The sequence below is a fragment of the Paracoccus simplex genome (assembly GCF_042648325.1).
Taxonomy (GTDB): Bacteria; Pseudomonadota; Alphaproteobacteria; order Rhodobacterales; family Rhodobacteraceae; genus Paracoccus; species Paracoccus simplex.
In genome coordinates this window covers 33912-57784 of sequence record NZ_JBHRXE010000050.1, presented here as the reverse complement: position 1 = coordinate 57784, position 23873 = coordinate 33912, and the positions used below count along the sequence as shown (strand labels likewise).

Genomic DNA, 23873 nt, shown 5'->3' with positions numbered 1-23873 from the left:
CGTGAGCAATTTTCCGCTCATTGGGCAAATGCTCACCCACGAGCCTGTGAGTTAATTTATAATTATATATCAATTGCTTACTTGTTATCTACGTCAAGATTTCCGTAACGGAAATCAAGACCGAAAACGCCCAGAGCAACCTTTCCGGCGGGTGTTCAACCGTTTCGTGCGCAACCCTCCGACGAAATTTCCGAAGATGAGTCGGTTTGGATACTGCATTTCTCAGGCGCGGAGCATGTGATTCGATATGCCGACGGCGTTGATGATGGGTTGGGTAGCCCCTCCTGACGGCACTTGTGCCAGAGTGATCCAGACAGGATCAGGAGGAATTGGCTATGAAGGAAGTCTCGATCATCGGCGTTGACCTGGCGAAACAGGTCTTTCAACTGCACGGAGCGACAGCAGAGGGCGAGGTCGTGTTTCGCAAGAAGCTGTCGCGCAGGCAGTTTCTGGCTTTCATGCAGTCTCACCCCGGGTGCGTCGTTGCGATGGAAGCCTGCGCTACGGCCCACCATTGGGCGCGGACCTTGACGGCCATCGGGCATGACGTGCGCCTGATCGCCCCGAAATTCGTCAAGCCGTATGTGAAGAGCCAGAAAAACGACATGGCGGATGCCGAAGCCATTGCAGAGGCGGGCAGTCGGCCGACCATGCGTTTCGTCGAGGTGAAGACCCCGGAACAGCAGGGGCTCGGCATGATCTTCAGGCTGCGGGATCTGCTGGTCGGACAGCGGACGCAGGTGATCAATGCCTTGCGCGGGCATCTCGCCGAATTCGGGCTTGTCGCCGGAAAGGGTCGGGAGAATGTGGACAAACTGCGGGCCGTTCTGGAGCCGGGCGCAGGGTCGGACGATCTTCCTGCTGTGGTCCGCCACATGGCGCAGCTTTGCTATGACCAGATCGACGGCCTGTCGCAGCGGATCACCGAGCTTGATGCGCAGATTGCGGCGGCCAGCAGACGTTCGCGGTTCTCGGCCCGACTGCAGAAGATGCCCGGCATAGGCCCTGTCACCGCGATGGCACTGGCAGCTTTCACACCACCTGTGCCTGCATCGGCTGCCACACGTTCGGCCAGCCGGACTGACGCCTCGGTCTCGATCCAGCCCGGCGCCACGCGCACCACACGCACACCCTTGGGCGAGACCTCCTTGGACAGACTCTTGCTATAGACCGACAGCGCGGCCTTGGCGCTCGCATAGGCGGTGGTCGCCTCGGGCAACGGCAGCAGGCGCTGAATGGAGGTGACATGGACCACCACCCCCGCCCCCTGCGCGACCATGCCCGGCACCAGTGCCCGGTCCAGCCGCAGGGCGGGCATCAGGTTCAGCGCCAGTTCACCCTGCCATTCCGCATCACCCAATGCCGCGAAGCCGCCGCCGGGCGCGGAAGAACCGCCCAGCATGTGGACGATGATGTCGGTGCCGCCCATCCGGTCTTGCACGGCCCTGACGACGGTGTCACACCCCTCGGGGGTGGTCAGATCGGCGGCGACGAACAGCGCGTCCGGCAGATCGACAGGCTTGCGCGCCGTGGTCAGAACCTGCGCGCCCAGCTGACGGAACAGCGCCAGGGTGGCCGCGCCCGAGCCCTGCGTGCCGCCGGTGATCAGGGCGCGCTTGCCCTGCAGCGTCAGGAACGCGGGCATCAGCCGATCCTCAGATCGGTGATGTGGTCGCCGGCCAGACCAAAGGTGAAGGTCAACACGGCAGGACTGCCCGGGAAATCGCCGGTCACGGTCGCACGGACCACGGTCTTTCCTGCCGTGTCGGTCACGTCAATCGGCGCGGCATGGTGGCGATATCTGGCCTTGGCGGCCAACCACCACGCGCGGATCGCCTGCGGGCCGCGATGGTCGTGGCCCTCATCATGGACGATGGCATCGGGGGCAAAGGCGGCGGCAAGGGCGTCGCCGTCCTGCGGCGCGAGGGCGGTGAAATAGGTCTGGATGGGGCGGGGCAGCGGCATGGCTCGGTCCTTTCCGGTTCTGATGACCTCAACATAGCGCTGGACGGACATGCGGATAATCGGGATAAATCGGCATCTTGAGATGACAGGATCAGGACAATGGGTTGAAGGGGCTGGAGGCGGTGCTGGCCATCGCGCGGCGCGGCTCGTTCCGAGCGGCGGCGCTGGATCTGGGCATGTCGACCACCGCGCTGTCCCATAGTATCGCGCGGCTGGAGGCCAGCCTTGGCGTGCGCCTGTTCAACCGCACCACGCGCAGCGTGTCGCTGAGCGATGCCGGGCGCGCATTCGTCGACCGCATCGCCCCCGCTGTGGCCGAGATCCGCGGGGCGATGGAGGTGGTGCAGTCGCAGCGACAGACGCCCTCGGGCCTGCTGCGGATCAACGCCTCGGTGCAGGCGGGACGGGAAATCACGCCGCTGGTCCTGTCCTTTCTGCGCCGATACCCCGACGTGGCTATCGATCTGGTCACCGAGGGGCGTCTGGTCGACATCGTGGCCGAGGGGTTCGATCTGGGTCTGCGCCCCGCCGATCTGGTGCCCCGCGACATGATCGCGCTGCCCTTGGGGAAACCGCAGCGCTATGCCGTGGTCGCATCGCCTGATTGGCTGGCGGCCCATGGCACGCCCCTGACCCCGGCAGATCTGCCGTTGCGCCATTGCCTCCGCGTGCGCCTGCCGAACGGCGCCCTGTTCCGCTGGTTCTTCGAACGGGCCGGAGAAATGGTTCAGATCGAGGCTCAGGGCCGCCTGACGCTGGACGAGGCCGCCATCGCCCGCGCTGCCGTTCTGGACGGCGCCGGCATCGGCTTCTTCATTGAACAAGACGTGGCCGATGACATCGCCGCCGGGCGGCTGACCCGCCTGCTGGACGACTGGACCCCGCCCCGACCGGGCTTCAGCCTGTATTACCCCGGACGGCGCAACCCGTCGGCGGGGTTCAAGGCGTTCCTTGCCATGGTGAGAGAGACGGCTGCCCAGAATGCGCCGATCGGCAGATGAGCGCGGGGACGGCCAGTTGCGGGCGGTCGCGCATCGTCAGATGCTGCGGTGCGGCTTCTGCAGACCGGACATGGTGGTCCTGTTGCCCCTGGAGTGTTCACCGAAAGGGATCATCCGGCTGTTTCCGGCAGTTGCAGCCCTGTTGAAATCGCCAGCGGCGAGTTGGTGTTGAGGCCGGGAACGCCTCTCGTGGCGGGTGCGAAAGCTTGCTGACGGGGATGCAGCGCAACTGTTCCAGAGCGCATGCAGTCATCCCGGTGCCCGACAGATAGCAAACCTGCCGTCCACTACGATGCTTGCGCGACAAGAAGCCCTTCGGCCAGCATCCGGAACGCCTCTTGCGCCTTCGGCAGCATCAAGGCGGGATCGTCGCAGGCCGCCACCCAAAGCGCCGCGTTGAGGGCCGCGCCATTCAGGAGGCGCGAGGCCGCCTCGATATCGACAGGCCGCAGCACGCCTTCGGCGAGCAGTTGGGTCACCGCCGCGCGGGTCGCGTCGAGGCAGCGGTTCTGGCTGGGCCAGTGGGCCGGATCGCCCAGCACCGCCAGGCCGTCGCGCAGAACGATGCGCTGCACCTCGGGGTCCAGCGCCATCTCGATATAGGCACTACCTTCGGCCAGAAGCGCGTTCCACAAGGTGCTCTCAGCCTCGGCGAGGCTGCGCGCGCGGGCCGCCATCTCGGCGTCGATCTGGTCGACGACGGCGGCAAAAAGGCCCTTTTTGTCGCCAAAGTTGTGATAAAGCGCCCCGCGCGTCAGCCCGACGGCAGCCGTAAGGTCATCCATCGACGTGTCAGAAAAGCCCTTTTCAGCGAAGGCCGCGCGCGCCGATGCCAGCAGCTTGCGTCGGGTCTCGTCCATCATTTGAGCGCGTGTTCGCCTAATCATGGCGTCTCTTCTCCCTGCGGCACATGAGCCATTGACATACGAGGCGTATGCGACCAAATCTCAGATACGCAACGTATATGAGGCCATGGCAGGAGGGAAGTCTACCCGTCCGTGCCACGGCTTCATTGTCCACCAGAGGAAAGAGATCACGATGACACAGCGCCAAGCAATCTACCCCGCCAGTTCCGCCCGCCATGCCCTCTATGACGTACATGGCTACTCGCCCGCTATCCGCTCGGGCGATCTGCTGTTCGTCTCGGGACAGGTCGGCAGCCGTGAGGATGGCTCACCTGAGGACACCTACCTCGGCCAGGTCGAGCGGGCCTTCGAGAACCTGAAGGCCGTGCTAGAGGCCGCGGGCTGCAGCTTTGACGACATTATCGACGTGACGACCTTCCACACCGATCCCGAGGCGCAGTTCCCGATTCTCATGCCGGTGAAAGAGCGGATCTTCCCAAGCCGCCCGTTCCCCAACTGGACCGCCGTCGGCGTGACCTGGCTCGCCGGCTTCGACTTCGAGATCAAGGTCATCGCGCGCATCCCCGGCGCGTGACGCAGGAAGGCCGCGGGCTACAGGACAGGTGCCCGCGGCCCAACCATCACCATCGGGTGCGGTCAGCCGGCGCGACGAAAACGCCGCTTTCTGCGGCATGAAGCGCATAATGGACCGGCAGCCGCGCCTTCATCGGTCGACAACGTGCCGTAGCCTGTCAGGTCGGTCTTCACGAGGCCGGGCCTGACCGGGTTGAGCCTGCCCAGATTTTCATGGGCGGCGCGTGGTGGGGTGCGGCACCCGAGGCCCCTCTGGTTTGCAGGTGAGCCAAAAGCGAACCTGTTCTGTGCCAGTCTGCCACAGATGGAAGACGCCCTAAACTGATATGGCTTCACCCGTTGCGGCAGCCGAACCTACGTCCCGGCAAGGTCGACCGAGCGTTCCCTTGCGGCTTCGACCGTGTCCCGCACCAGTTGAACGAGACTGTCATCCGCCATCAACACGGCAAGCCCGGCCGCAGTTGTTCCGTTCGGGCTAGTCACCATCCGACGGAGGCTTTCTGGCTGCGGGTTCGCCTCTAGCAGCCGGCCGGCGGCAACTGCCGTGCCCACCGCGAGGCTTTGGGCTGCGATAGCTGGGGTCTCCGCGCTTCTCGCCTTCGCTAACGCTGCGAGCGGTACTTCAGTGGCTCCCGGTGCCGAAGGTCATGCGACTGGGTGCCGAAGCTTAATGCAAGCCGGTGCCGATCCTGATGAGAACCAGCACCAAGGGCATCGGCTACCAGCTGGTCGACCTGACCACGGATGACGAAGCCATGAAGCAGGTCGTCGCCCTCGGCTATCGCCAGGCGCCTGTCGTCGTCGCCGGCGACACGCACTGGGCTGGCTTCCGCCCGGATCTTATCGCAGGTATCAAAGACCCTGCTTAGCCAGGCGACGGGCGCGGGCCGCTTTCACTCGCTCGCAGCCGAAAGGTTGATTAAACCGGCTTTCTGAAGCAGGGCCACGCGTCCTGTGGCGTGGCACGCCAATACACCGGATCCGCAGGCAAGATCACCAATTGCCAGATCGGTGTCTTCGCCAGCTATGTCTCGCACCATGGACATGTTCAGTCCCGGCATCTGGTGGATCGGATTGACGATGAATCTGTCTGGCTCTGAAGTCCAGACCTTGCAGATGTATTCGTAGGGCGTGAGGCCATTGAGCGTCTTGTTAGCCCTTCGGAGGGAAGGGATCGTTGCCGTAGGTGTTACGCTCGCGGATGCGACCGTTCTCGCCGTGGATCAGCATCTCGCTGCCCTGGCGCATGGCGGATTCTCGCGCGGCCGCGATGGCCTCGCGCTGCGTGCCGTGGACGGAAGACGCGCGGGAGTTGCCCGCCCCCTTCACTGCCCAACCGCCCTGATGTGGCACAACATGCTGATTTTTCTTAGACATTTTAAGCTCCATATGTCGATTTCGGTTGACGATTCCGCCAACCTTGTGTTTAAATATATACTATAGAATGGAGCTTATCAACCAAAACAACAACCGCCGGGAGAGGACCATGTTCGGACAAAGGCTCAGGCTTGCCCGCAAGCGGGCTGGCCTATCCATGCAAGCTCTCGCCGACCGCGTGACCCCAAGCGTGTCGGCGCAGGCCATCAGCAAATACGAAGCGGACAAGATGATGCCGTCCTCGTCGGTGTTGGTCGGCCTCGGAAAGGCGCTCGGCGTGTCGCTGGATTTTCTTGTCGGTGGCCAGGTCGAAGCTCTGGAAAGCGTCGAGTGGCGGAAGAACTCGACTGCCTCGGCGCAGGATCGCGCGATGGCGGAAGCCATCGTTATCGAGAAGCTCGAAGACTATCTCGCCATCGAGGACATCCTCGACCTGCATCCGGCTGAAGACCCGTTCGCCGCGCTGCGCGTGGACATGGTAGCCGATGAAGAGGCCATCGACGCCAAAGCGCGGGACGTGCGGCGCGAGTGGAAGCTCGGGATCGACCCCATCCCAAGCATGACCGCCCTGCTTGAAGACAAGGGGCTCAAGGTCATCGAGGCCGATCTACCTGAGCGCATTAACGGGCTGGCTTGTCATGTTGAGCGGGCGGAATGTGCACCGACTGAGGTGATCGTCGTCTCGCGGCACACCAATGTCGAGCGCAAGCGCTTCAACCTCTCCCATGAGCTCGCGCATCGGATCATCATCGAGACCGGCAATGTCGCGCTGAAGAAGGAGCCGTCCATGCACCGCTTCGCGGGGGCGTTTCTTATCCCGCGCGAGCATCTGGAAGAGGAAGCTGGCCGGAACCGGCACGGCATGACCTGGATAGAGATCATGCGGCTCAAGCGCACCTACGGAGTCTCTGCCGCCGCGATGCTCGTGCGGCTCGGCCAAGTGGGTATTCTGTCGAAGAGCGCTGTGGAATATGCGTTCAAGACCTATGCGCGAAGCTGGCGGCGCGAAGAGCCGGAGCCTATCGGTCCCGGTGAGGGTTTCGCAGCCTTCGAGAAGCCGCAACGCTTCGAGCGCCTCGTTTGGCGCGCGCTCGGCGAGGAGTTGATTTCGCCTGTTCGCGCTGCCCAGATGCTCGGGCTCCCTTTGAGCGTTGTCGAACGTGACATCAGGGGGCCGCGTGACCAGTGACCTGTATCGTCGTCAATGATGCGTCATGTCTGATCGACTTGAAGAAAGGGGCGTTGCTGCACGTCCTGTTGAGGCTGCCCTATCGGTTCATTGTGCCTCTGCCCATCCGCGAGGAGGAACTCCTCGATTTCACGGCGCAGGAATGGCGGATGCTCGAAGATGGTGGCCTCGCCACCTATGACCTTCCAGGCGAAGAGGTTGCGCGGGTGTTCGCGCTGAAGCGGGAGCATAGCCGCCTGTCGGCCAACGACTGCTTCGCCCTCGTGACGACAACTTGCCAGGAGAACGGTATCCTCCTGACCGGCGACAACCTGCTGCGCAAGGTGGCCACCGCCCGCGCCGTGCGCGTTCATGGCGTACTCTGGATCATTGACGAACTGCACGCGGCCGGTGTCTGCGAAGTCGAGCTTCTCATCTCCGCGCTGCAGGTCTGGCGCGCGGATGATGCTGTCTTCCTGCCCGTGGCTGAGATCGACAAGCGGCTGCGCCGTTTCAGCGCATAGCTGCAGAGATTGCCGATCATCTCACCTTCTGGGCATAGGTCTATGGAGGACAGAAGTGCGTCAAGGAATTCGGAAAGCTCATCAGCAGTATTCAGTTCGCGGTGCACCACAACCGATAGCGCCCTTGTCTCGTTACCTCACGGATTAGCCCTCGCGCTTCCATCCAAGCAAGGTTGCGCTGAACGGCAGTTCGACTGGCGCCTGTAATGGCCTCGGCCATTGGCGCAGAAACGAGTGGCCATTCCGTAAGTGTGGCGAGCAGCGCCGGAGGGGTCTTACCCGAGAGCGGCGACATTTCGGTTTCTGCCCGCACAAACCAAGACTCGATGTCATCTAGGTGCCGCATCGCAGTCAGGCACGACGTCGCCATTCCCTCAAGCCAACGAGCGAGGCGCTCGACCGGGGGACCACTAACACGCAGCCCCCCTGCCCCGCCCATGGCGAGCGGTGCGAAGACGGCGCCGCTTCCGTCGCTGGCCGCGATCCTGGACGCGGTGACGGCGGCTTCCATCTGGTCGCCGCGCTGTCCGAGGCCAGCCAGGCTCCAGAGATGAAAGCCCATGCAAGCACGCGTGATCGGGTGGAGATCGGCTGCTGCAGCCATTACGTCCAACCATCCGCCCGCGCGATCTTCGAAACGTTCAGCGCTGTCTTCAATGTTCTCGGGATCGCGGCGATCCAGGAAGGCGGCCAAGTCAGCCTTCGGACCGGGACCGCCTGTCAGGCGCCGAACAGCCCATCCAACTCTTGCCAGGGCATTTGGGTCATCCTGTGCACCTGACAGCCGCATCGATATCCAAAGCGCCAGACGATCAGAACTCACCCGATCCCCTGCGAACCAGCTAAGGTCCGCTGCCTCGATAAGAGCGAGGCGATGCCGCCAGCCTTCCGGGCCACGCAGCAGCCGGTCATCCAGAGCACCCAGGCGTCCAGCAACCCGTGCGAGTCGCGCAGCGTGAACGCCTTCTGCCTTTGCCCAATCTTCTATGACAGCAGTGTCGGGCGGTTCTGTCCGTGGCCCGAGAGGCAAATTATCCGGTTCTTCTTCGAGTGGTCCCGGCAGAAACCAGAGATCCTCTTCGTGAGTGGCTTCATCCTCCTCGATGGTGATGAGGGGATCATTGAAGTTATCAGTAAAAGTGCATGCTTGGGTCTTCATATGTGCAAAATACTGTTCTTTTGCACATTACCCAAGTGATTTTGAGGCGGTTGCCTTCGCTCTTTATATTGTATGCGCGCGCGACTGCCGGTGAAATCTCTCAGATCGCGCTCAGCGCAAGGAAACCAAGGGATTTTGGACGAGCACGACGAGAGAGCACCTACTTGCATTCGTTTACAAACGGTCGTTTATTAGTGGTACATGAAACTGCAAACGGCCTGATTTGATGCCCCTGATCGGCTATGCGCGCGTCTCGACCGAGGATCAGACCCCCCTGCCCCAGTCGCAGGCCCTGAAATCCGCAGGCTGCGTCGAGATCCACGAGGAGCAGGCCTCGGGCGGGAACCGCGCGCGGCCCGTGCTGGCGCGGGTGCTGGAGCGGATCGGCAAGGGCGACACGCTGGTGGTGGTGCGCATCGACCGTCTGGCGCGGTCGCTCTCCCACCTCCTCGAGGTGATCGAACGGCTGGAGGCCAAGAACGCCTTCTTCCGATCGCTCACCGATCCGATCGACACGTCCTCCCCGCAGGGTAAGTTCACCCTCCAGGTCCTCGGCGCCGCAGCTGAGTTTGAGCGCGCCCTGATCCGCGAACGCACCAAGGCCGGGCTGGCCAGCGCACGAACCAAAGGCCGGGTTGGCGGCAATCCGGGCCTGCGCGTCCGGGATCCGGCAACGCTGCGCAAGGTGCGGCTGGCCCGGCAGGACGGCTATATGGAACGCCTGAACGAGACGGCGCAGGACTGGGTGCCCCATGTCCGCCGCCTGCGGCCCGACTTAGCCTGGGAAGATGTGGTGCGCATCGTCAACGGCCCCCTGCCCCACGAGCGTCAATGGACGCAAAGCCGGCTTTTGCGCGCGGTCAACGCCTATGTCCGGGACGGCTTCCTGCCGCCCACGGTACTGGACCGCGCCGGCCGCCGCGAAACCGACGACCGCCTGCCCGCCATCGTCGCTGCCATCAAGGGCGCGGACCCCGAGATCACGCTTCAGGCGATCTGCACCAGACTGGAAGCGATGCGCGAGCGCACGCCCCGCGGGCGGACAAGCTGGCAGCCGTCATCTGTGAAGATGCTGCTGGAGCGGGCGGAAAGGCTGGGGCTGCTTGAGTAGTCGAGCTACCTTGCAAATCCTCCAAGACATGGAGGGATTACAAGGCTGTGGTCAGTTTCAGGCTCAGAAGCTGTCCGCTCATGCAAAGGGGTTGACGATGCGAAGCTGCCCTTCGACTAGCAGGCCATCTTGCATGTCCTCGCTCCACAGCGTGGTGCAGCCCACAACCAGAGCGCTTGCCACGATCATCGCGTCGTAGATCGAGAAACCGTAACGTTCCGCCAAGGCGCGGCCAACGTCATGTGTTTGGAGGGTCAGGTCTTCGACGGGGCACAAGGCGCGCACGCCTTCGAGAAACGTCCCTGCCTCCTCCCAACTGAGGCCGGCTTTGCGGCGGCAGTTTACCAGCGTCTCGTTCAGCACCTGAACGCTGATCCGGGGCCCCTGCCCCAGGATGAGCTCGGCGCGATCGGCCTTCGGGCCGTCGTCGAGCAGGTACAAAACGACATTCGTGTCCGCGAATTCAGCGCTCATGCGCGTCTTCGCGGCTCAGGCGTTCCGCAGCGGGAAGCTTGCCCCGGAAGCGGCGCAGACCCGTCAGCACCTCATCCGCACGCGCCAGACGACGGACTCTTACCTGGCCGTCGTCCTTGACCAGGTCGATCTGATCACCTTCCTTGAGGCCAAGTTCCCGGACAAGCTCGGCGGGCAAACGGACGGCAAGCGAGTTGCCCCATTTCGCGACCTGCATCGTGACCTCCTGAGTGGATATACGTTCAGGAATGTATATCATGCTGGTTGCTTGGGCAAGCCTGTCCACGAGCCCGGGCTACTCTTGTGCATCATGCAGCGCCTGACACCAGATTTAGAAAGAGCTTGCACGAATCTGAGTCCTCCGGCAATAGTCACGGAAAAGGGCGACTAAACGCCAAATTCCGTGAACACGCCACGGGCGCGCGAGGGCAGATGAGCAGAGCCGATACACAGGAAGACCTGAACGCTGTGATCCGTCAGCATTCTGAGGTGCTGGCGGCGCAACTGCATTCGCAGCGTGAGAGCCTGTTTCCGCCCGACGCATCCAAGTCTATGCGCAAATTCACCTCTGGGGAAGCAGCTGCTCTGCTGGGCGTCAACGATTCATACCTCAGGAAGCTCCACCTTGATGGCAAGGGGCCGTCGCCGGAAGTTTCATCGGGGAACCGGCGACACTATTCGGCCGACGACATCCATAACTTGCGCGTTTTGTTGGACAAAACGGCTCGCAAGCCGGGAGACTACCTGCCCGGGCGTCGCGCAGGTGACCATCTGCAGATCATCGGCGTGATGAACTTCAAGGGTGGGTCGGGCAAGACGACCTCCTCGGCGCATCTCGCTCAACGGTTGGCTCTCAAGGGTTACCGAATCCTGGCGATCGACCTAGATCCGCAGGCTTCTCTCACGGCCTTGCATGGGGTTCAGCCTGAGTTTGACTTGCTGGACGGCGGCACGCTCTACGATGCGATCCGTTATCAAGACCCGGTTCCGATCGCCGAGGTGATCCGCAAGACATATATCCCGAACCTCGATCTGATTCCTGGCAATCTCGAACTGATGGAGTTCGAGCACGAGACGCCGCGGGCGCTTTCTCGCGGCAACGCGGGTTTGTTCTTTTTCCGTGTGAAGGAGGCGCTGGCGCAGGTCGATGAGCGGTATGACGTCGTCGTCATCGACTGTCCTCCGCAACTGGGGTTCTTGACCATGTCCGCGCTGTCGGCCGCGACAGGCGTTCTCGTTACGATCCATCCCGAGATGCTCGACGTGATGTCGATGAGCCAGTTCCTCAGAATGACGGCTGACCTGATGGACGTCATTGCCGACAGTGGGGCCGACATGTCGCATGACTGGATGCGGTATCTCTTGACCCGGTATGAGCCGACAGACGCACCGCAGAACCGTATCGTCGCCTTCTTGCGAACGATGTATGGCGACAAGGTTTTGAACGCGCCGATGCTCAAGTCGACGGCCATCTCAGATGCCGGTTTGACCAAGCAGACCCTTTACGAGGTCGAACGCAGCGCGTTCACCCGGACGACCTATGACCGGGCCATTGAAAGCCTGAATGCGGTCAACGACGAGATTGCCCAGCTCATTCAGAAGACTTGGGGGCGCTGATGACCGACAGCAAGAAGAAGCGCATGTCGATGCTGGATAGTCTTGCAGCGGCAGGGACGCCCCCTGCCCCTGGTAGCATGATGTCTAGCAATCGGGCCCTGCGGTCGGCGCGTGATGCTGTCGATGCTCACCATGTTTGGGAGCTCGATCCGGCTGAGATCCAAGACGAGCGATACTCGGATCGCCTCGACCCAAAGGATGTGCACGACCTTCGCGCGTCGATTGAACAAAACGGGCAGACTGTGCCCATCCTTGTTCGGCGCCATGCGACCGACCCCAATCGGTATCTCCTCGTCTATGGACGCCGCCGTCTTGAGGCCATTCGTGCCTCCGACAAAGTGAGCAAGGTTCGCGCCCTCATCGCTAACCTGGACGATACGGCGGCACTCCGCGCTCAGGTTTCAGAGAATACTGGTAGACGTGACCTGAGTTACATCGAGCGTGCCCTCTTCGCTCAGGAACTGCTCGATAGTGGCTTTGGCTCGCAGGCACAGATTGCCGAAGTGCTCAACGTGACCCGTTCGGCGGTATCGATGTCGATCTCGGTTGCCAAGGCGATCGGAACTGCACTGGCCCATGCAATCGGACCGGCGCACGGCGTCGGCCGTCCCAGATGGGAAGCTTTGGCCAAGGAGCTTGCCGACAGCCGGATCGAGAACGACGATCTTTCCCGAATTGCTCTTGATGTTCGCGCCAAGGAGGCCGCGAACGAACAGGCGGATGAGGATCCGCAGGTGGATCCTTCGGTGGCGGCTTTTGAGGCCGTTGCGCGGCATGTAAAAAAGAGTGTGAGCTCGACGCTCGGCAAGAAGCCGAGATCGAAGACCACTGCCCTTGTGATCGATGGCACGCCCGTGGGCGCTATCAAGAGATCTGGCCGGGCGCTTCGCCTGGACCTGACGGATGTGGATGATGCCTTTGCGGAGTGGCTTGATGCCCGCGCGCAGGACGTCCTCGAAGAGCTTCACGATCGCTGGAAAGGCGAGACATGAAGAGAGGCAGAGCAGCAACAAAAAGGAGGCACGGTACAGGCTAAAGAAAAGGTCCCGCAAAGCTTGCGCTCCACGAGACCCCAACTTTGATCTTAGCACTTTCAAGGTAGTGGGCCGGCGCGCAAACCGCAAGTCATATGTGATTCGCGGAACAGCTTTTCTATGCCTTCGTGAATGACATCATGGAGTACACACCGATTTCGCCGTTTATGCGGCCGATCTCGCACGCCCATCTGCGCGTGGTCGAGCGTCCTGAGGCGTCTGTTCCGGGCAAGCCCGTCAACAAGTGGGAGCTCCTTCGCGAGCTGTCCAAGGCGCAGGCGGCCTTTGGGGTTTCCGAACGCGATCTGACCGTTCTGCAGGGGCTTCTCAGCTTCTTTCCGGATGATGCACTTGGCGGGAATACCGAGATGGTCGTCTTCCCGTCGAACAAGGCAATCTGCGAGCGGCTGAACGGCATGCCCTGCTCCACGATGCGCAGGCACATTGCCCGTCTGGTGGATGCTGGCTTGCTCATGCGCCGCGATAGTCCCAACGGAAAGAGGTATGTTCGCAAGCACGGCGAAGAGCGTGTGGCTTTTGGCTTCGACCTCTCGCCACTCTACTGCCAATCCGAAAAGGTTGCACGGGCCGCAGAGGCTGTGCGTGAGGCCGAGGACCGTATCCGGAGACTGCGGGAGGTCGTGAGCCTCATGCGGCGCGATCTTGCTGCCCTGGCGGAGTTCGGAGAAGAGGTCCAGCCAGGCCTCGGCCTCTGGGATCAGTTTCGCGACAAGGCTGTTCTCACAGCGCGCGCCCTTCGCCGCAAGCTCACGCTCGAGGAGCTCTCAGCATTTCGCGCCGACCTTGAACCCCTTCTCGACCACGCACGCAACGTCATTGATGGTCCTGAAACAGAAAAAATGAACACCAATGGTGCCAATATTGAGCGCCACCATCATAATTCAAATAAAGAATCTATAGATCTTGAACCTGCCTTAGAAAAAGGCGGGGCGGCGGCCGGCGCGCCAGATGTTGAAACGGATGCACCTGGTGCTGACGTGGAAGAAGCAGACACAAGACGCGTGCCAAAGATCCCGCTCCATCTGGTGATCGCGGGCTGCCCGTCGCTCAAAACTTTCTACCAGGGCGATATCCGCCACTGGCATCAGCTTTTCGACGCGGCTTGCCATGTGCGGCCGGCCATGGGGATCAGTGCTTCCGCTTGGGAAGAAGCGCAACGGTTCATGGGCCCCGAGCAGGCATCGATCGTTGTTGTCGCCATGCTGGAACGCTTCGCCGACATCCGATCGCCCGGTGGCTATCTCCGTGCGCTGACATCGAAGGCGGCGGCGGGCGAGTTCTCCTGCGGGCCGATGGTCATGGCACTGATGTCCCGGCGAAGCGCGGCGTGATGTTCACAGCTGTGAACATTCTCCCCGTCGGCGCCCCAATCGATGAAGTTCACAGCTGTGAACTCTCTCCGCCGTCTGATGAGCAACCAGCAGATAGAGGGAAAGGTTGGGGGGTTTGAGGGGTGACGGGAAGTGAGATCGGAAGAGTGGCTTCCGACGCCCGTCGTGGAGAATATCTGATGGCGAAAGCAGCCCAGAAAGTCACCCTGTCCCCGTCGCGGGACATCCCCTTCGACAAGCTCGTGCTGAGCCAGTCCAACGTGCGGCGCATCAAGGCCGGCGTCTCGGTCGAGGAACTGGCCGAGGACATCGCGCGGCGCGGCCTGCTGCAGGGCTTGAACGTCCGGCCCGTGCTTGATGCCGACGGGGTCGAAACCGGCACGTTCGAGATCCCGGCCGGCGGCCGCCGCTTCCAGGCGCTATCGCTCCTGGTGAAGCAGAAGCGTTTGGCCAAGACCGCGCCGATCCCCTGCATCGTGCGGGATGCCGCCTCCGACATTTTGGCCGAGGACGACTCGCTGGCCGAGAACATGCAGCGTGTGGCTTTGCATCCGCTGGACCAGTTCCGTGCGTTCCAGGCCCTGCGCGAAAAGGGTCAGGGCGAGGAAGCGATCGCGGCGGCCTTCTTCGTGACGCCGCAGATCGTGAAGCAGCGCCTGAAACTCGCCTCCGTGGCCCCTGCCCTGCTCGAGGTTTATGCCAAGGACGGCATGACGCTCGAACAGCTGATGGCCTTCACCGTGAACCCGGATCATGCGCGTCAGGCGCAGGTCTGGGATGCGGTGAAGAACTCCTGGAACAAGGAGCCCTACGCCATACGGCGCATGCTCACGGAGACCTCGGTCCGGGCGTCTGATCGCCGCTCTGTCTTTGTGGGTGTCGATGCCTATGAGGCGGCCTGCGGTGTCGTCCTGCGCGATCTCTTCCAGGGCGATGACGGAGGCTGGCTCGAGGACCCTGCCCTGCTCGATCGGCTGGTCTCCGAGAAGCTCCAGGCCGAAGCCGAGGCGCTGGCCTCGGATGGCTGGAAGTGGATCGAGGTGGCGACCGACCTGCCCTATGGCTACAGCCACGGTCTGCGGCGTCTGGCCGGTGATCCCGCGCCGATGACCGACGAGGAAAGCGCGGCCCATGCGACGCTCCTCGCGGAGTATCGGGCGCTGGAGGAAGAATACTCCGGCCAGGACGAGTACCCCGAGGAGATCGATGCCCTGCTGGGTCAACTCGAAATGGCGATGGAAGCGCTTGAACAGCGGCCTCTGATCTACGACCCGACCGAGATTGCGCGCGCGGGCGTCTTCGTGACGCTGGATCGGGATGGCAGTCTCGCGATCTATCGCGGGTACGTTCGGCCAGAGGACGAGCCGCACGAGGAGACCGCGGTCCAGGATGGCGATGGTGTGGATGCCATGGGGCAGGGGGGTGATGTCGGCGGTTCCAGCTGGAAACCGTCGGCGACCTCCGCTGGCGGCACCGTCATCACCTCGGGCGGTCAGCCGATTGGTGCGGATGCGTCCGAGGAGGAAGACGACGGAGCGCTGAAGCCGCTGCCCGAACGGCTGGTCATGGAACTGACGGCCCATCGGACCCTTGCGCTGCGCGAGGCTATCGGGCGGTCGCCGGACGTTGCGCTGACGCTCCTGCTCCTGAAGCTGGTCACGGACACCTTCCGCACCTCCTCTGCCTCGGGGAGCTGTCTCGAGGCTTCGGTGCGTCACGTCTACATGTCGGCGCAGGCACCCGATCTGAAGGACAGCGTGGTGGCCAAGCTGGTCGACGAACGTCACGCGGCCTGGGAGGCCGATCTGCCTCTCGGCGACGATGCCGCGCTCTGGGACTATCTGACCGTACTCGACCAGGGCAGCCGTCTGGCACTCTTGGCGCATTGCCTCAGCTTCGGGGTCAACGCGCTCCATGAGAAGGTGAACCCCTATGGTGCAGGCATTTCTGCCAGCGGCCTGACCCGCCGCATGTCCCACGCCGATCTGGTGGCCCGCGCGGTCGATCTCGACATGGTCGAGGCTGGCTGGGAGCCGACGGTCGACGGTTACCTCAACCGCGTGCCCAAGGCCCGCATCCTCGAGGCCGTACGCGAGGCGAAGGGCGAGGGGACCGCGCAGCTGCTCGATCATCTGAAGAAGGGCGAGATGGCCACCGAGGCCGAGCGGCTTCTCAGGGGCAGCGGCTGGTTGCCCGAGGTCCTGCGCCGGGCCGATCTGGTGACGTTCGACGGAGAGGCGGTCGGAGAACGGCAGGGGGAAGATGCGGGCGATCCCGAAGACATCGCTCTCCCGGCCTTTCTGACGGCCGATTTGCCGGACAGCGATGCGTCGATGATGGCGGCAGAGTGATCTGAGCCATCCGGGGGGCGGGGAAACCCGCCCCTCTATCTCACAAAACACAGCAATATCAATATGATGAATGCGGATACTCGCATTCGGGATGAGGAATCATGTCTGCAACAAACATCATCGACACAGCCCCTTTGGGGGCGCTCATTCGCTACACCGACGGCAGTCCCAAGCCGCCGGCACGCTTCACCAAGAAGCTTGCCGCCTGGGAGCGTTCGAACGGCGTCGGTCGTCTCGTGAAGAAGGAGCCGCCCCGGGTCTATCCGACCTGGACCGCTCCGGCCTCCTTCACGCTGCATGAAGGGAACTTCTCCTCGGACGGGGTGGGCGTGTTCGGCGGCACCGTGGTGCACCTGATGATGAAGAGCGGCGCCTTCGCAGATCCGCTGCGCGACGGCATCGGCAACGGCGGCTGCGGCGGCGCGAAGATCCGCGCGCCGAAGCCGGTGGTGTGGCGCTTCTGGACCGATGTGGACCGCCGGGCGAAGTTCGGCAAGACGGCGCTGACCACGACGCTGTTCCTCGCCAAATGGCTGACGCTGGCCTTCATCCTCGAGAGCCTGATGCTGGCGTGGATCCCGGCGGAAACCGTCACCGCGGCGCTTGGGGGCGAGGGGCTGTTGCCCATCGTGACCGCGACGCTGGTCGGCGTGCCCGCCTATCTGAATGGCTATGCCGCGCTGCCGCTGGTCGGCGGGCTGATCGAGCATGGCATGGCGCCGGGGGCAGGAATGGCCTTTCTCGTCGCGGGTGGCGTCACCTCGATCCCCGCGGCGATGGCGGTCTGGGCGCTGGCGCGGCCACAGGTCTTTGCGGTCTATATCGGCCTATCCCTGACTGGTGCCTTTGCATCGGGGCTGCTGTTCCAGCTCTGGACGCAGGTGGCATGAACACCAGCGGCGAGGCGCGTTGTCTCGCCGCTCCCTTCCAGATCGAAGCCCCATCATGATCCCAAGACTGTCTCCGGCGCGGCGAGGACTGATTGTCGCTGCCCTCGGCTCTTCCCTCACCGTCAGCTGGGCTTCGAGCTACTACATCCCCGCCGTTCTGGCTGTGCCCATGGCCGAAGACCTCGGCCTCTCGCCGGTCTGGGTGTTCGGTGCGTTTTCCATGGCGATGGCGGTTTCGGCCATGGTCGGGCCCTGGGCGGGAGCGCGGATCGACGGCTTTGGCGGGCGCGGCGTCCTGATGCTGTCGAACCTCGTCTTTGCGGCAGGCCTCGGGTTGCTCGCCGTGGCGCCGTCGCCCCTCGTCCTTTTCGCGGGCTGGGCTGTCATCGGGCTGGGCATGGGGATCGGGCTTTACGAGGCGGGGTTTGCCACGCTGGCCGGGATCTACGGCAAGGACGCGCGCGGCCCGATCACCGGCATCACCCTGATCGCCGGGTTCGCGAGCACTGTGGGCTGGCCACTGTCGGGGCTGATGCTGGTGACCTGGGGCTGGCGCGAGGCCTGCATCGGCTGGGCGCTAATCCACCTGGGCGTGGCCTTGCCGCTGAACGCATGGCTGCCCAAGGGCACCAGGACGGTCACCGCAGAGGCGGCGCCCGTCGAAGAGGGGCCGCCGCCATCCCGACTTGCGCTCTGGCTGCTAGCCTTCGTCTTCGCCGCGACCTGGTTCAACTCGACCGCCATGGCCGCGCATCTTCCGGGGCTGCTGCAAGCCGCTGGGGCCAGCACGGCGGTTGCCATTGCGGCAGGGGCGATGATCGGTCCCGCACAGGTCGCGGCCCGGGTCCTGGAGTTCGGGCTGTTGCGCAGGGTGCATCCCCTGATTTCGACGCGGATCGCCGCGACGGCGCATCCGGTTGCGGCGGTGGTGCTGGTGGGTTTTGGCGCGCCTGCGGCCTATGCATTCACGCTCCTGCACGGGGCGGGGAACGGCATCCTGACCATTGCCAAGGGAACACTGCCGCTCGCTCTGTTTGGCCCAGCGGGATACGGGCGTCGGATCGGCTGGCTCAACGCGCCCGCCCGCATCTTGCAGGCGGCCGCCCCGCTGATCTTTGGCGCTGCCCTGACTGCATGGGGCCTGCACGCCATCTGGTTGACTGCAGCAGTTGGTCTGCTGGCAACGATTGCGCTGCTCGTGCTCAGACGGACCTGAGCCGCCGGGCGGCCAGCCAACTGGCCAAAGCCATCAGGCCCGCCGTGGCAAGGCACAGCGTCAGCCCCCCGATCTGGTAGCTGAGGCCCGAGAGCAGCGTGCCGATCAGCCGACCCGCCGCATTGGCCATGTAGTAGAACCCCACATCCCGTGTGATCCTCTCTGCCGATCCGAAAGCCAGGATCAGGTAGGAATGAACCGAAGAGTTGATCGCGAAGACGAAGCCGAAAACCAAAAGTCCCCCTATGAGCGTCGCCGTCAGCCATTCCGCTGGGTCGCCGGCTACCCAGGTTGCTGCAGCAAGAGCAAACGGGATCGGGACGAGCAGCCCTGCCCAAAGGATCGCCTTTCGGGTGGTCTCGGCCTCGGGCTGACCCTTGCCACCCAAAAGTCGGGGGGCAAAGGCCTGCACTGCGCCGTAGGCGATGATCCAGAGCGCGAGGAAACTGCCGATAAGAAAGAATGCCTCTCGCCGGCCTTCGGGTGTGCCATCGGACAGGACCGCTTGGAAATAGACCGGGATGCCGACCACGAACCACACGTCGCGGGCGCCGAACAGGAACATACGTGCCAGCGAAAGCCGATTCACGCGCGGGTCCTTTGACCGCCAGCCACCCCAGGCCTCTTCGGATTTCATCCGCCCTGGCAGGCCTGCGGGCAGAAACAGCACTACGGCGATCAGGATCACCGCCAGCACGGCCGCCATGCCCCAGACCGCCGCCTGAAATCCCGCCAGCGCGAGCAGCGCCGCGCCGAGGAAGAAGCCCAGCCCCTTTACCGCGTTCTTCGACCCTGTAAGGAGCGCCACCCAGCGGAACAATCCGCCGTCCTCTTTGGGGGCTAGAAGCTTGACAGCGGATTTCGAGGACATCTTGGCAAGGTCCTTGGCCACGCCCGACACGCCCTGAACGGCCATCACGAAGGCGACCGATGCGGCGACACCCCATGTCGGATCAAGCTGTGCCAGCGCCACCAAAGCCCCGATCTGCAACGCGAGCCCGCCGTAAAGCGTGGCCGCCAAGCCAAAGCGCGCCGCCAGCCAGCCCGCAGCCAGGTTGGTGACGATGCCCGCGACTTCGTAGAGCAGGAACAGCCAGGCAAGCTGGATCGGCGTGAAGCCTAGGCTGTTGAAGTGCAAAAGCACCAGCATCCGCAGCGCGCCGTCCGACAGCATGAAGGCCCAGTAAGCCGCTGTCACGGCGGCATAGGCGCGGAGAGGATTCGGCGGCGGGGCGACGGGGCTTGCGGCGTCCGTCACAGCGAGCCTGCGACCATCCGCGCGATATCTGCAAGTCGGCAGGCATAGCCCCATTCATTGTCATACCAGGCGTAGATCTTCACTTGGGTGCCATTGATGACCATGGTGGACGGCCCATCGACGATGGAGGAGCGCGGATCGTTGGTGAAGTCGCAGGACACCAAAGGACGGGTTTCGAACCCAAGGATCCCCTTCAACGGCCCGTCAGCCGCGGCGGCGAACAGGGCATTTACCTCCTCGGCCGTGGTCGCCCGCTCCACCTCGAACACGCAATCCGTGAGGGACGCATTCAAGAGCGGGACGCGCACGGCATGGCCGTTCAGGCGGCCCTTGAGTTCGGGATAGATCAGCGTGATTGCCGTGGCGCTGCCCGTTGTCGTCGGGATGAGGTTCATCAGCGCCGACCGCGCGCGGCGCATGTCCTTGGCCGGACGATCCACGATGGTCTGGGTGTTGGTCACATCATGGATCGTGGTAATCGACCCGTGCCGGATCCCAAGACTTTCGTGGATAACCTTGACCACCGGTGCAAGGCAGTTCGTCGTGCAAGACGCGGCGGTCACAAGGGTCTGCGTGCCGTCATAAAGGCGATGGTTCACCCCATAGACGAGGTTCAGCGCGCCCCCATCCTTGACCGGGGCCGAAACGACCACCTTCTTCGCCCCTGCGGCGTAGTAGGGCGCCACCTTCGCGGCTGTCTTGAAGACGCCCGTGCAGTCGATCACCAGATCGACGCCCAGTTCCGCCAAGGGCAGCGCTTCGATGGACTTTTCATGCGTCAGACGGATGGTCTGGCCGTTCAGGATCAGTGCGCCATCGCCTGCCGCGACCGGCGTGCGCCAGCGGCCATGGACGCTGTCGAATTCCATCAGCAGCGCATGCTGATCAGCATCGCCGACGGGATCGTTCAGGAGAACGATCTCGCCACCCGCGCCGGTATCGATCAAATCTCGCAGGACAAGCTTTCCGATCCGGCCGAGGCCGTTAAGAGCGATACGGGTCATGAAGATCAGGCCTTTGCGTGTGCGTCAGTGCCGATACAGTCGACACGGGATTGGAGGGACATCCGGCTCAGCGACTCGAATGGCAGCTCGACGAAAGTCATGATCCGCCGGCGCAACGCCGCGTAGGTCTGGGCGAAAACCAGAGCCTTCTCTGCATCTGTTCCTGTTGCTTTCACCGGGTCGGGCAAACCCCAATGGCCAGTGATGGGCTGGCCGGGCCAGGGCGGGCATTCCTCGGCCGCTGCCGTGTCGCAGACGGTGAAGACGAAATCCATCACGATGCTGCCCGGCTGCTGGAACTCCGAAATATGCTTGGACCGCAGACCGGCGATGTCATGTCCGTTTCGCTTCAGGATTTCCAAAGCGAAGGGGTTCAATTCGCTGTTGGGCCGAGTGCCAGCAGAGAAAGCCTGAAACTTGCCCTTGCCCAGATCGCGCAGAAGCGCTTCAGCAAAGATCGAACGGGCAGAATTGCCCGAGCAGATGAAAAGCACGTCGAAGTCGGTGTCGGGGATATTCGGGTCCATTTGGGTGGCGTCCTTTGGGGCGGAGAGCAAGGGGGCAAGGAGATCGGGCCGCGCACGGCCCACATCGAGGGCGAGGTAGCCGATCAATCCTTCCGTCGTGTCGAGATCGACAGCGTAGTAGAGCGACCGACCGGCCCGTGTGACCTGGACAAGACCCGACGCCGCAAGGTCAGCGAGGTGATGCGACAGCGTGTTCTGTTTCAGACCCAAAGCCTCGGCGATCTCGGTCGGCCGCACGCCTTGCGGCGCAAAGCGCATCAGCAAGCGGAAGACCGCCATCCGGCCGGGGTGGCCGAGCGTGGCGAAAGCATGTATGGCGCGATTCTGTTCCATATTTCCCGATTAACGGAAATAAAAAACTGCGTCCAATGAAGTTTTCATGACATCAGACGCTCAGGCACCTGCGCTGATTGATCCAGATCACGGCAGTGATCGCCCGCCCATGCGCAGATGCGCATGAAGTGGAGCGCCGCCGATGATCCTAGCCGTTCTGTCTGCCCTTGCCGAACCGACCCGTCTTGAAGCCATGCGCTTCCTGGCGGATGGGTCGGAACACTGTGTCTGCGAGCTGATGCGAAAGCTGGGAGCCACCCAAAGCCGGATGTCGCGGCACATGCAGGTGCTGAAGCAGGCGGGGCTGGTACTGGACCGTCGCGACGCGCAATGGGTGCGCTACCGGATCAGCCCGGAACTGTCGCCATCCCTCGCCCGTCTAGTCGAAGCTGCGCTCGAGCGGCAGATCATGGGCACGGAGCGAGCGGCATGAGCGTGTTTGGCTGGCTAAACGACAACCTGCTGCGGATGACCTGGCTCAACGATCTGGTAGGCGCAGGAGTGGCGGCCATCGGACTTGACCCCGCCTCCCGGATCGGCGGGTCGTTGCAGTTCTTCGTGTATGACGTGATCAAGATCTTCATCCTGCTCTCGGTGCTGATCTTTGCGATCTCCTATGTGCAAAGCCATTTTCCGCCCGAACGCACGCGCGCCATGCTGGGCGGACGGTCCGGCCTTGGCGCCAATACGCTCGCGGCCCTTCTGGGCACGCTGACGCCCTTCTGTTCCTGTTCGTCAATCCCCTTGTTCATCGGCTTCACCGCCGCGGGCCTGCCTCTGGCAGTGACGTTCTCTTTCCTGATCTCCTCGCCGCTGGTGGATCTGGCCTCGGTCATCCTGCTGGCCTCGATCTTCAGCTGGCCCATCGCCCTCGCCTATGTGGCGGTCGGGCTGGTGGTAGCCATCGTGGGCGGGACGATCATCGGACGCTTGGGTATGGAGGGTCAGGTCGCGGATTTCGTCCGCACGGTCCCTGTCTCGGGCGAGGTGGCGACCATGACGCGGGGCGAGCGCTTGGCCTATGCGCGCGATCAGGTGATGGAGATTGTCCATCGGGTTTGGCCCTATGTGCTTGTCGGTGTGGGCATTGGTGCCGCGATCCACAACTGGGTGCCAGCCGATGTCATCTCAGCCCTGCTCGGGCAGGACAAGTGGTGGTCGGTCCCCGTGGCAGTGCTGGTGGGCATCCCCATGTATGCCGACATCTTCGGCACATTGCCGATCGCCGAGGCGCTGGTCGGCAAGGGCGTGGGACTTGGCACGGTGCTGGCCTTCATGATGGCGGTGACGGCCCTGTCGTTGCCCTCGCTCATCATGCTGAAGCGTGTTGTGAAGATGCCGCTCCTGGTCACCTTCACCGGCGTCGTCACCCTTGGCATCCTGTCCATCGGGCTGATCTTCAACGCGATTTCCAACTGGTTCATCTGAGAAAGGACCACATCATGATCATCAAGATCCTCGGCTCGGGCTGCAAGAAATGCGTCACCTTGGGCGAAAACGCCAAAGCCGCTGCGGCGGCTGCGGGCAAGCAGGCCGAGATCATCAAGGTTACCGATTTCGCTGAAATCGCCGCCTATGGGGTGATGTCGACGCCGGGGCTGGTGGTGGACGAGAAGGTCGTCTCAACCGGCAAGGTGCTGACGGTGGAAGAAATCGGACGGCTCATTTGATGGAATATCGCGTCCACGCCCGCCGGATCGATGCGCATGGGAGCCTCGCCGTGGCCAAGGAGGCCGAAGTCACGCTCGACACCGATTTGGCGGGGCGGCGCGATGCGATGAACCCCGTGGAATTGCTGCTGGCGGCGCTGGCCGCTTGCATGCTGAAGGGGATCGAGCGGGTGACGCCGATGCTGTCGTTCCAGATCGGCGGGGCCGAGGTTGCGCTGGAAGCGATCCGGCAGGACGCTCCGCCCAAGCTGACGCTGATCCGCTATGAGATTACAGTCGACAGTGCCGAGACGGACCAGCGGCTGGACCTTCTTCATCGCAACATCCTCAAATACGGCACGATCTCGAACACGCTGTCCGGCGCAGTGCCGATGGAAGGGACGCTGACCCGGAAAGTCTAACA

Annotated in this window: 25 protein-coding genes and 6 pseudogenes; 19 read left to right on the top strand and 12 right to left on the bottom strand. The window is 63.1% G+C overall.

The genetic code is table 11. The features are described 5' to 3' along the window. Positions 1 to 335: 335 nt before the first annotated feature. Positions 336 to 980: pseudogene (locus ACFOMP_RS17210) on the top strand (IS110 family transposase); the annotation flags it as partial. Here the strand turns inward: ACFOMP_RS17210 and ACFOMP_RS17205 are convergent. Continuing rightward, positions 890 to 1645 (bottom strand): SDR family oxidoreductase, encoded by a 756-nt coding sequence (locus ACFOMP_RS17205; RefSeq protein ID WP_379032750.1) that lies wholly within the window; start codon positions 1643 to 1645, stop codon positions 890 to 892. The pseudogene ACFOMP_RS17210 and the gene ACFOMP_RS17205 sit on opposite strands and share 91 nt — an antisense overlap. Then, positions 1645 to 1965 (bottom strand): nuclear transport factor 2 family protein, encoded by a 321-nt coding sequence (locus ACFOMP_RS17200; RefSeq protein ID WP_379032747.1) that lies wholly within the window; start codon positions 1963 to 1965, stop codon positions 1645 to 1647. Before ACFOMP_RS17200 ends, ACFOMP_RS17205 begins: the two co-directional genes overlap by 1 nt. Before the next feature lie 104 nt (positions 1966 to 2069). On the opposite strand from ACFOMP_RS17200, the gene ACFOMP_RS17195 reads away from it, so the two are divergent. After that, positions 2070 to 2966 carry a LysR substrate-binding domain-containing protein gene (locus ACFOMP_RS17195; RefSeq protein ID WP_379032744.1) on the top strand — a complete coding sequence of 299 codons (897 nt, stop codon included), beginning with the start codon at positions 2070 to 2072 and terminating at the stop codon, positions 2964 to 2966. A 287-nt stretch (positions 2967 to 3253) separates the two neighbouring features. On the opposite strand, the gene ACFOMP_RS17190 is transcribed toward ACFOMP_RS17195, so the two are convergent. Further along, positions 3254 to 3829 (bottom strand): TetR/AcrR family transcriptional regulator, encoded by a 576-nt coding sequence (locus ACFOMP_RS17190; RefSeq protein WP_379032741.1) that lies wholly within the window; start codon positions 3827 to 3829, stop codon positions 3254 to 3256. A gap of 175 nt (positions 3830 to 4004) precedes the next feature. Here ACFOMP_RS17190 and ACFOMP_RS17185 point away from each other — a divergent pair, with 175 nt between their 5' ends. Further along, the gene (locus tag ACFOMP_RS17185) at positions 4005 to 4406 is read left to right on the top strand and encodes a RidA family protein (RefSeq protein ID WP_379032738.1); all 402 of its coding nucleotides are present in this window, start codon (positions 4005 to 4007) and stop codon (positions 4404 to 4406) included. 353 nt (positions 4407 to 4759) lie between these two features. On the opposite strand, the pseudogene ACFOMP_RS17180 reads toward ACFOMP_RS17185, so the two are convergent. Then, a pseudogene (locus ACFOMP_RS17180) lies at positions 4760 to 4993 on the bottom strand (pyrroline-5-carboxylate reductase family protein); the annotation flags it as partial. Positions 4994 to 5097: 104 nt separating this feature from the next. On the opposite strand from ACFOMP_RS17180, the gene ACFOMP_RS17175 reads away from it, so the two are divergent. Together ACFOMP_RS17175 and ACFOMP_RS17170 are read left to right on the top strand one after the other, a co-directional pair. Next, entirely contained in the window at positions 5098 to 5274 is a 177-nt protein-coding gene (locus ACFOMP_RS17175) for a hypothetical protein (RefSeq protein WP_167521726.1), read from the top strand. A 54-nt stretch (positions 5275 to 5328) separates the two neighbouring features. Further along, positions 5329 to 5451 (top strand): annotated as a pseudogene (locus ACFOMP_RS17170) (transposase); the annotation flags it as partial. On the opposite strand, the pseudogene ACFOMP_RS17165 reads toward ACFOMP_RS17170, so the two are convergent. Further along, positions 5452 to 5565, bottom strand: a pseudogene (locus ACFOMP_RS17165) (IS481 family transposase); the annotation flags it as partial. Further along, the gene (locus ACFOMP_RS17160; RefSeq protein WP_028095404.1) at positions 5558 to 5782 is read right to left on the bottom strand and encodes a DUF2188 domain-containing protein; all 225 of its coding nucleotides are present in this window, start codon (positions 5780 to 5782) and stop codon (positions 5558 to 5560) included. The pseudogene ACFOMP_RS17165 and the gene ACFOMP_RS17160, both read right to left, overlap by 8 nt. Before the next feature lie 109 nt (positions 5783 to 5891). Here ACFOMP_RS17160 and ACFOMP_RS17155 point away from each other — a divergent pair, with 109 nt between their 5' ends. Both ACFOMP_RS17155 and ACFOMP_RS17150 read left to right on the top strand, forming a co-directional pair. Next, a complete protein-coding gene (locus tag ACFOMP_RS17155) occupies positions 5892 to 6971 on the top strand; it encodes a helix-turn-helix domain-containing protein (protein ID WP_253880239.1) in 1080 nt (359 codons plus the stop codon). Beyond that, the gene (locus ACFOMP_RS17150) at positions 6968 to 7474 is read left to right on the top strand and encodes a hypothetical protein (RefSeq protein ID WP_062564074.1); all 507 of its coding nucleotides are present in this window, start codon (positions 6968 to 6970) and stop codon (positions 7472 to 7474) included. Before ACFOMP_RS17155 ends, ACFOMP_RS17150 begins: the two co-directional genes overlap by 4 nt. 91 nt (positions 7475 to 7565) lie before the next feature. On the opposite strand, the gene ACFOMP_RS17145 is transcribed toward ACFOMP_RS17150, so the two are convergent. Next, positions 7566 to 8633: a hypothetical protein gene (locus ACFOMP_RS17145; RefSeq protein ID WP_147429486.1), complete on the bottom strand. Its 1068-nt coding sequence runs from the start codon at positions 8631 to 8633 to the stop codon at positions 7566 to 7568. Between the two features lie 226 nt (positions 8634 to 8859). Between ACFOMP_RS17145 and ACFOMP_RS17140 the strand changes: the two genes are divergently transcribed. Continuing rightward, positions 8860 to 9744 (top strand): recombinase family protein, encoded by an 885-nt coding sequence (locus ACFOMP_RS17140; protein WP_123130491.1) that lies wholly within the window; start codon positions 8860 to 8862, stop codon positions 9742 to 9744. Positions 9745 to 9822: 78 nt separating this feature from the next. On the opposite strand, the gene ACFOMP_RS17135 is transcribed toward ACFOMP_RS17140, so the two are convergent. Continuing rightward, positions 9823 to 10218 (bottom strand): PIN domain-containing protein, encoded by a 396-nt coding sequence (locus ACFOMP_RS17135; RefSeq protein ID WP_123130490.1) that lies wholly within the window; start codon positions 10216 to 10218, stop codon positions 9823 to 9825. Beyond that, positions 10208 to 10435 (bottom strand): AbrB/MazE/SpoVT family DNA-binding domain-containing protein, encoded by a 228-nt coding sequence (locus tag ACFOMP_RS17130; protein ID WP_123130489.1) that lies wholly within the window; start codon positions 10433 to 10435, stop codon positions 10208 to 10210. The genes ACFOMP_RS17135 and ACFOMP_RS17130 overlap by 11 nt, the downstream gene beginning before the upstream one ends. A 215-nt stretch (positions 10436 to 10650) precedes the next feature. On the opposite strand from ACFOMP_RS17130, the gene repA reads away from it, so the two are divergent. The 7 genes and pseudogenes from repA to ACFOMP_RS17095 all read left to right on the top strand — a co-directional run bounded on the left by repA (position 10651) and on the right by ACFOMP_RS17095 (position 18678). Beyond that, on the top strand, positions 10651 to 11835 hold the full coding sequence (gene repA, locus ACFOMP_RS17125) for a plasmid partitioning protein RepA (RefSeq protein ID WP_379032729.1): 1185 nt from the start codon (positions 10651 to 10653) through the stop codon (positions 11833 to 11835). Then, positions 11835 to 12827 (top strand): plasmid partitioning protein RepB, encoded by a 993-nt coding sequence (gene repB, locus ACFOMP_RS17120; protein ID WP_123130498.1) that lies wholly within the window; start codon positions 11835 to 11837, stop codon positions 12825 to 12827. Before repA ends, repB begins: the two co-directional genes overlap by 1 nt. Before the next feature lie 182 nt (positions 12828 to 13009). Next, the gene (repC, locus tag ACFOMP_RS17115) at positions 13010 to 14221 is read left to right on the top strand and encodes a plasmid replication protein RepC (protein WP_379032726.1); all 1212 of its coding nucleotides are present in this window, start codon (positions 13010 to 13012) and stop codon (positions 14219 to 14221) included. A 179-nt stretch (positions 14222 to 14400) separates the two neighbouring features. Beyond that, positions 14401 to 16572, top strand: a complete 2172-nt coding sequence (locus ACFOMP_RS17110; protein WP_379032723.1) for a ParB/RepB/Spo0J family partition protein — start codon at positions 14401 to 14403, stop codon at positions 16570 to 16572. A gap of 101 nt (positions 16573 to 16673) precedes the next feature. After that, positions 16674 to 16898, top strand: a pseudogene (locus tag ACFOMP_RS17105) (hypothetical protein); the annotation flags it as partial. Then, positions 16893 to 17462: pseudogene (locus ACFOMP_RS17100) on the top strand (permease); the annotation flags it as partial. The pseudogenes ACFOMP_RS17105 and ACFOMP_RS17100, both read left to right, overlap by 6 nt. 55 nt (positions 17463 to 17517) lie before the next feature. After that, positions 17518 to 18678 carry an MFS transporter gene (locus ACFOMP_RS17095; protein WP_123130483.1) on the top strand — a complete coding sequence of 387 codons (1161 nt, stop codon included), beginning with the start codon at positions 17518 to 17520 and terminating at the stop codon, positions 18676 to 18678. On the opposite strand, the gene arsJ is transcribed toward ACFOMP_RS17095, so the two are convergent. Genes arsJ through ACFOMP_RS17080 form a run of 3 tightly spaced genes read right to left on the bottom strand, consistent with a single transcriptional unit; the run spans position 18665 to position 21800 of the window. Then, entirely contained in the window at positions 18665 to 19936 is a 1272-nt protein-coding gene (gene arsJ, locus ACFOMP_RS17090) for an organoarsenical effux MFS transporter ArsJ (RefSeq protein ID WP_259676994.1), read from the bottom strand. The two genes, ACFOMP_RS17095 and arsJ, sit on opposite strands and share 14 nt — an antisense overlap. Next, positions 19933 to 20940 (bottom strand): ArsJ-associated glyceraldehyde-3-phosphate dehydrogenase, encoded by a 1008-nt coding sequence (locus tag ACFOMP_RS17085; protein WP_123130481.1) that lies wholly within the window; start codon positions 20938 to 20940, stop codon positions 19933 to 19935. Before ACFOMP_RS17085 ends, arsJ begins: the two co-directional genes overlap by 4 nt. Positions 20941 to 20945: 5 nt before the next feature. Beyond that, the gene (locus tag ACFOMP_RS17080; RefSeq protein ID WP_379032719.1) at positions 20946 to 21800 is read right to left on the bottom strand and encodes a metalloregulator ArsR/SmtB family transcription factor; all 855 of its coding nucleotides are present in this window, start codon (positions 21798 to 21800) and stop codon (positions 20946 to 20948) included. Between the two features lie 142 nt (positions 21801 to 21942). Between ACFOMP_RS17080 and ACFOMP_RS17075 the strand changes: the two genes are divergently transcribed. Genes ACFOMP_RS17075 through ACFOMP_RS17060 form a run of 4 tightly spaced genes read left to right on the top strand, consistent with a single transcriptional unit; the run spans position 21943 to position 23871 of the window. After that, entirely contained in the window at positions 21943 to 22233 is a 291-nt protein-coding gene (locus ACFOMP_RS17075; protein WP_181180885.1) for an ArsR/SmtB family transcription factor, read from the top strand. After that, complete coding sequence (locus ACFOMP_RS17070) at positions 22230 to 23228, top strand: permease (protein ID WP_123130480.1); 999 nt, start codon at positions 22230 to 22232, stop codon at positions 23226 to 23228. The genes ACFOMP_RS17075 and ACFOMP_RS17070 overlap by 4 nt, the downstream gene beginning before the upstream one ends. 14 nt (positions 23229 to 23242) lie before the next feature. Continuing rightward, complete coding sequence (locus ACFOMP_RS17065) at positions 23243 to 23470, top strand: thioredoxin family protein (protein WP_123130479.1); 228 nt, start codon at positions 23243 to 23245, stop codon at positions 23468 to 23470. Beyond that, positions 23470 to 23871, top strand: a complete 402-nt coding sequence (locus tag ACFOMP_RS17060) for an OsmC family protein (RefSeq protein ID WP_219848893.1) — start codon at positions 23470 to 23472, stop codon at positions 23869 to 23871. The genes ACFOMP_RS17065 and ACFOMP_RS17060 overlap by 1 nt, the downstream gene beginning before the upstream one ends. The last annotated feature ends 2 nt before the right edge of the window (positions 23872 to 23873 follow it).

Bases quoted from the DNA above. Each gene is read 5' to 3' on its own strand.
- ACFOMP_RS17205 (WP_379032750.1), bottom strand. From the start codon at position 1,645: ATGCCCGCGTTCCTGACGCTGCAGGGCAAGCGCGCCCTGATCACCGGC.
- ACFOMP_RS17200 (WP_379032747.1), bottom strand. From the start codon at position 1,965: ATGCCGCTGCCCCGCCCCATCCAGACCTATTTCACCGCCCTCGCGCCG.
- ACFOMP_RS17190 (WP_379032741.1), bottom strand. From the start codon at position 3,829: ATGATGGACGAGACCCGACGCAAGCTGCTGGCATCGGCGCGCGCGGCC.
- ACFOMP_RS17185 (WP_379032738.1), top strand. From the start codon at position 4,005: ATGACACAGCGCCAAGCAATCTACCCCGCCAGTTCCGCCCGCCATGCC.
- ACFOMP_RS17175 (WP_167521726.1), top strand. From the start codon at position 5,098: ATGAGAACCAGCACCAAGGGCATCGGCTACCAGCTGGTCGACCTGACC.
- ACFOMP_RS17160 (WP_028095404.1), bottom strand. From the start codon at position 5,782: ATGTCTAAGAAAAATCAGCATGTTGTGCCACATCAGGGCGGTTGGGCA.
- ACFOMP_RS17155 (WP_253880239.1), top strand. From the start codon at position 5,892: ATGTTCGGACAAAGGCTCAGGCTTGCCCGCAAGCGGGCTGGCCTATCC.
- ACFOMP_RS17145 (WP_147429486.1), bottom strand. From the start codon at position 8,633: ATGAAGACCCAAGCATGCACTTTTACTGATAACTTCAATGATCCCCTC.
- ACFOMP_RS17140 (WP_123130491.1), top strand. From the start codon at position 8,860: ATGCCCCTGATCGGCTATGCGCGCGTCTCGACCGAGGATCAGACCCCC.
- ACFOMP_RS17135 (WP_123130490.1), bottom strand. From the start codon at position 10,218: ATGAGCGCTGAATTCGCGGACACGAATGTCGTTTTGTACCTGCTCGAC.
- ACFOMP_RS17130 (WP_123130489.1), bottom strand. From the start codon at position 10,435: ATGCAGGTCGCGAAATGGGGCAACTCGCTTGCCGTCCGTTTGCCCGCC.
- repA (WP_379032729.1), top strand. From the start codon at position 10,651: ATGAGCAGAGCCGATACACAGGAAGACCTGAACGCTGTGATCCGTCAG.
- repB (WP_123130498.1), top strand. From the start codon at position 11,835: ATGACCGACAGCAAGAAGAAGCGCATGTCGATGCTGGATAGTCTTGCA.
- repC (WP_379032726.1), top strand. From the start codon at position 13,010: ATGGAGTACACACCGATTTCGCCGTTTATGCGGCCGATCTCGCACGCC.
- ACFOMP_RS17110 (WP_379032723.1), top strand. From the start codon at position 14,401: ATGGCGAAAGCAGCCCAGAAAGTCACCCTGTCCCCGTCGCGGGACATC.
- ACFOMP_RS17095 (WP_123130483.1), top strand. From the start codon at position 17,518: ATGATCCCAAGACTGTCTCCGGCGCGGCGAGGACTGATTGTCGCTGCC.
- ACFOMP_RS17085 (WP_123130481.1), bottom strand. From the start codon at position 20,940: ATGACCCGTATCGCTCTTAACGGCCTCGGCCGGATCGGAAAGCTTGTC.
- ACFOMP_RS17080 (WP_379032719.1), bottom strand. From the start codon at position 21,800: ATGGAACAGAATCGCGCCATACATGCTTTCGCCACGCTCGGCCACCCC.
- ACFOMP_RS17075 (WP_181180885.1), top strand. From the start codon at position 21,943: ATGATCCTAGCCGTTCTGTCTGCCCTTGCCGAACCGACCCGTCTTGAA.
- ACFOMP_RS17070 (WP_123130480.1), top strand. From the start codon at position 22,230: ATGAGCGTGTTTGGCTGGCTAAACGACAACCTGCTGCGGATGACCTGG.
- ACFOMP_RS17065 (WP_123130479.1), top strand. From the start codon at position 23,243: ATGATCATCAAGATCCTCGGCTCGGGCTGCAAGAAATGCGTCACCTTG.
- ACFOMP_RS17060 (WP_219848893.1), top strand. From the start codon at position 23,470: ATGGAATATCGCGTCCACGCCCGCCGGATCGATGCGCATGGGAGCCTC.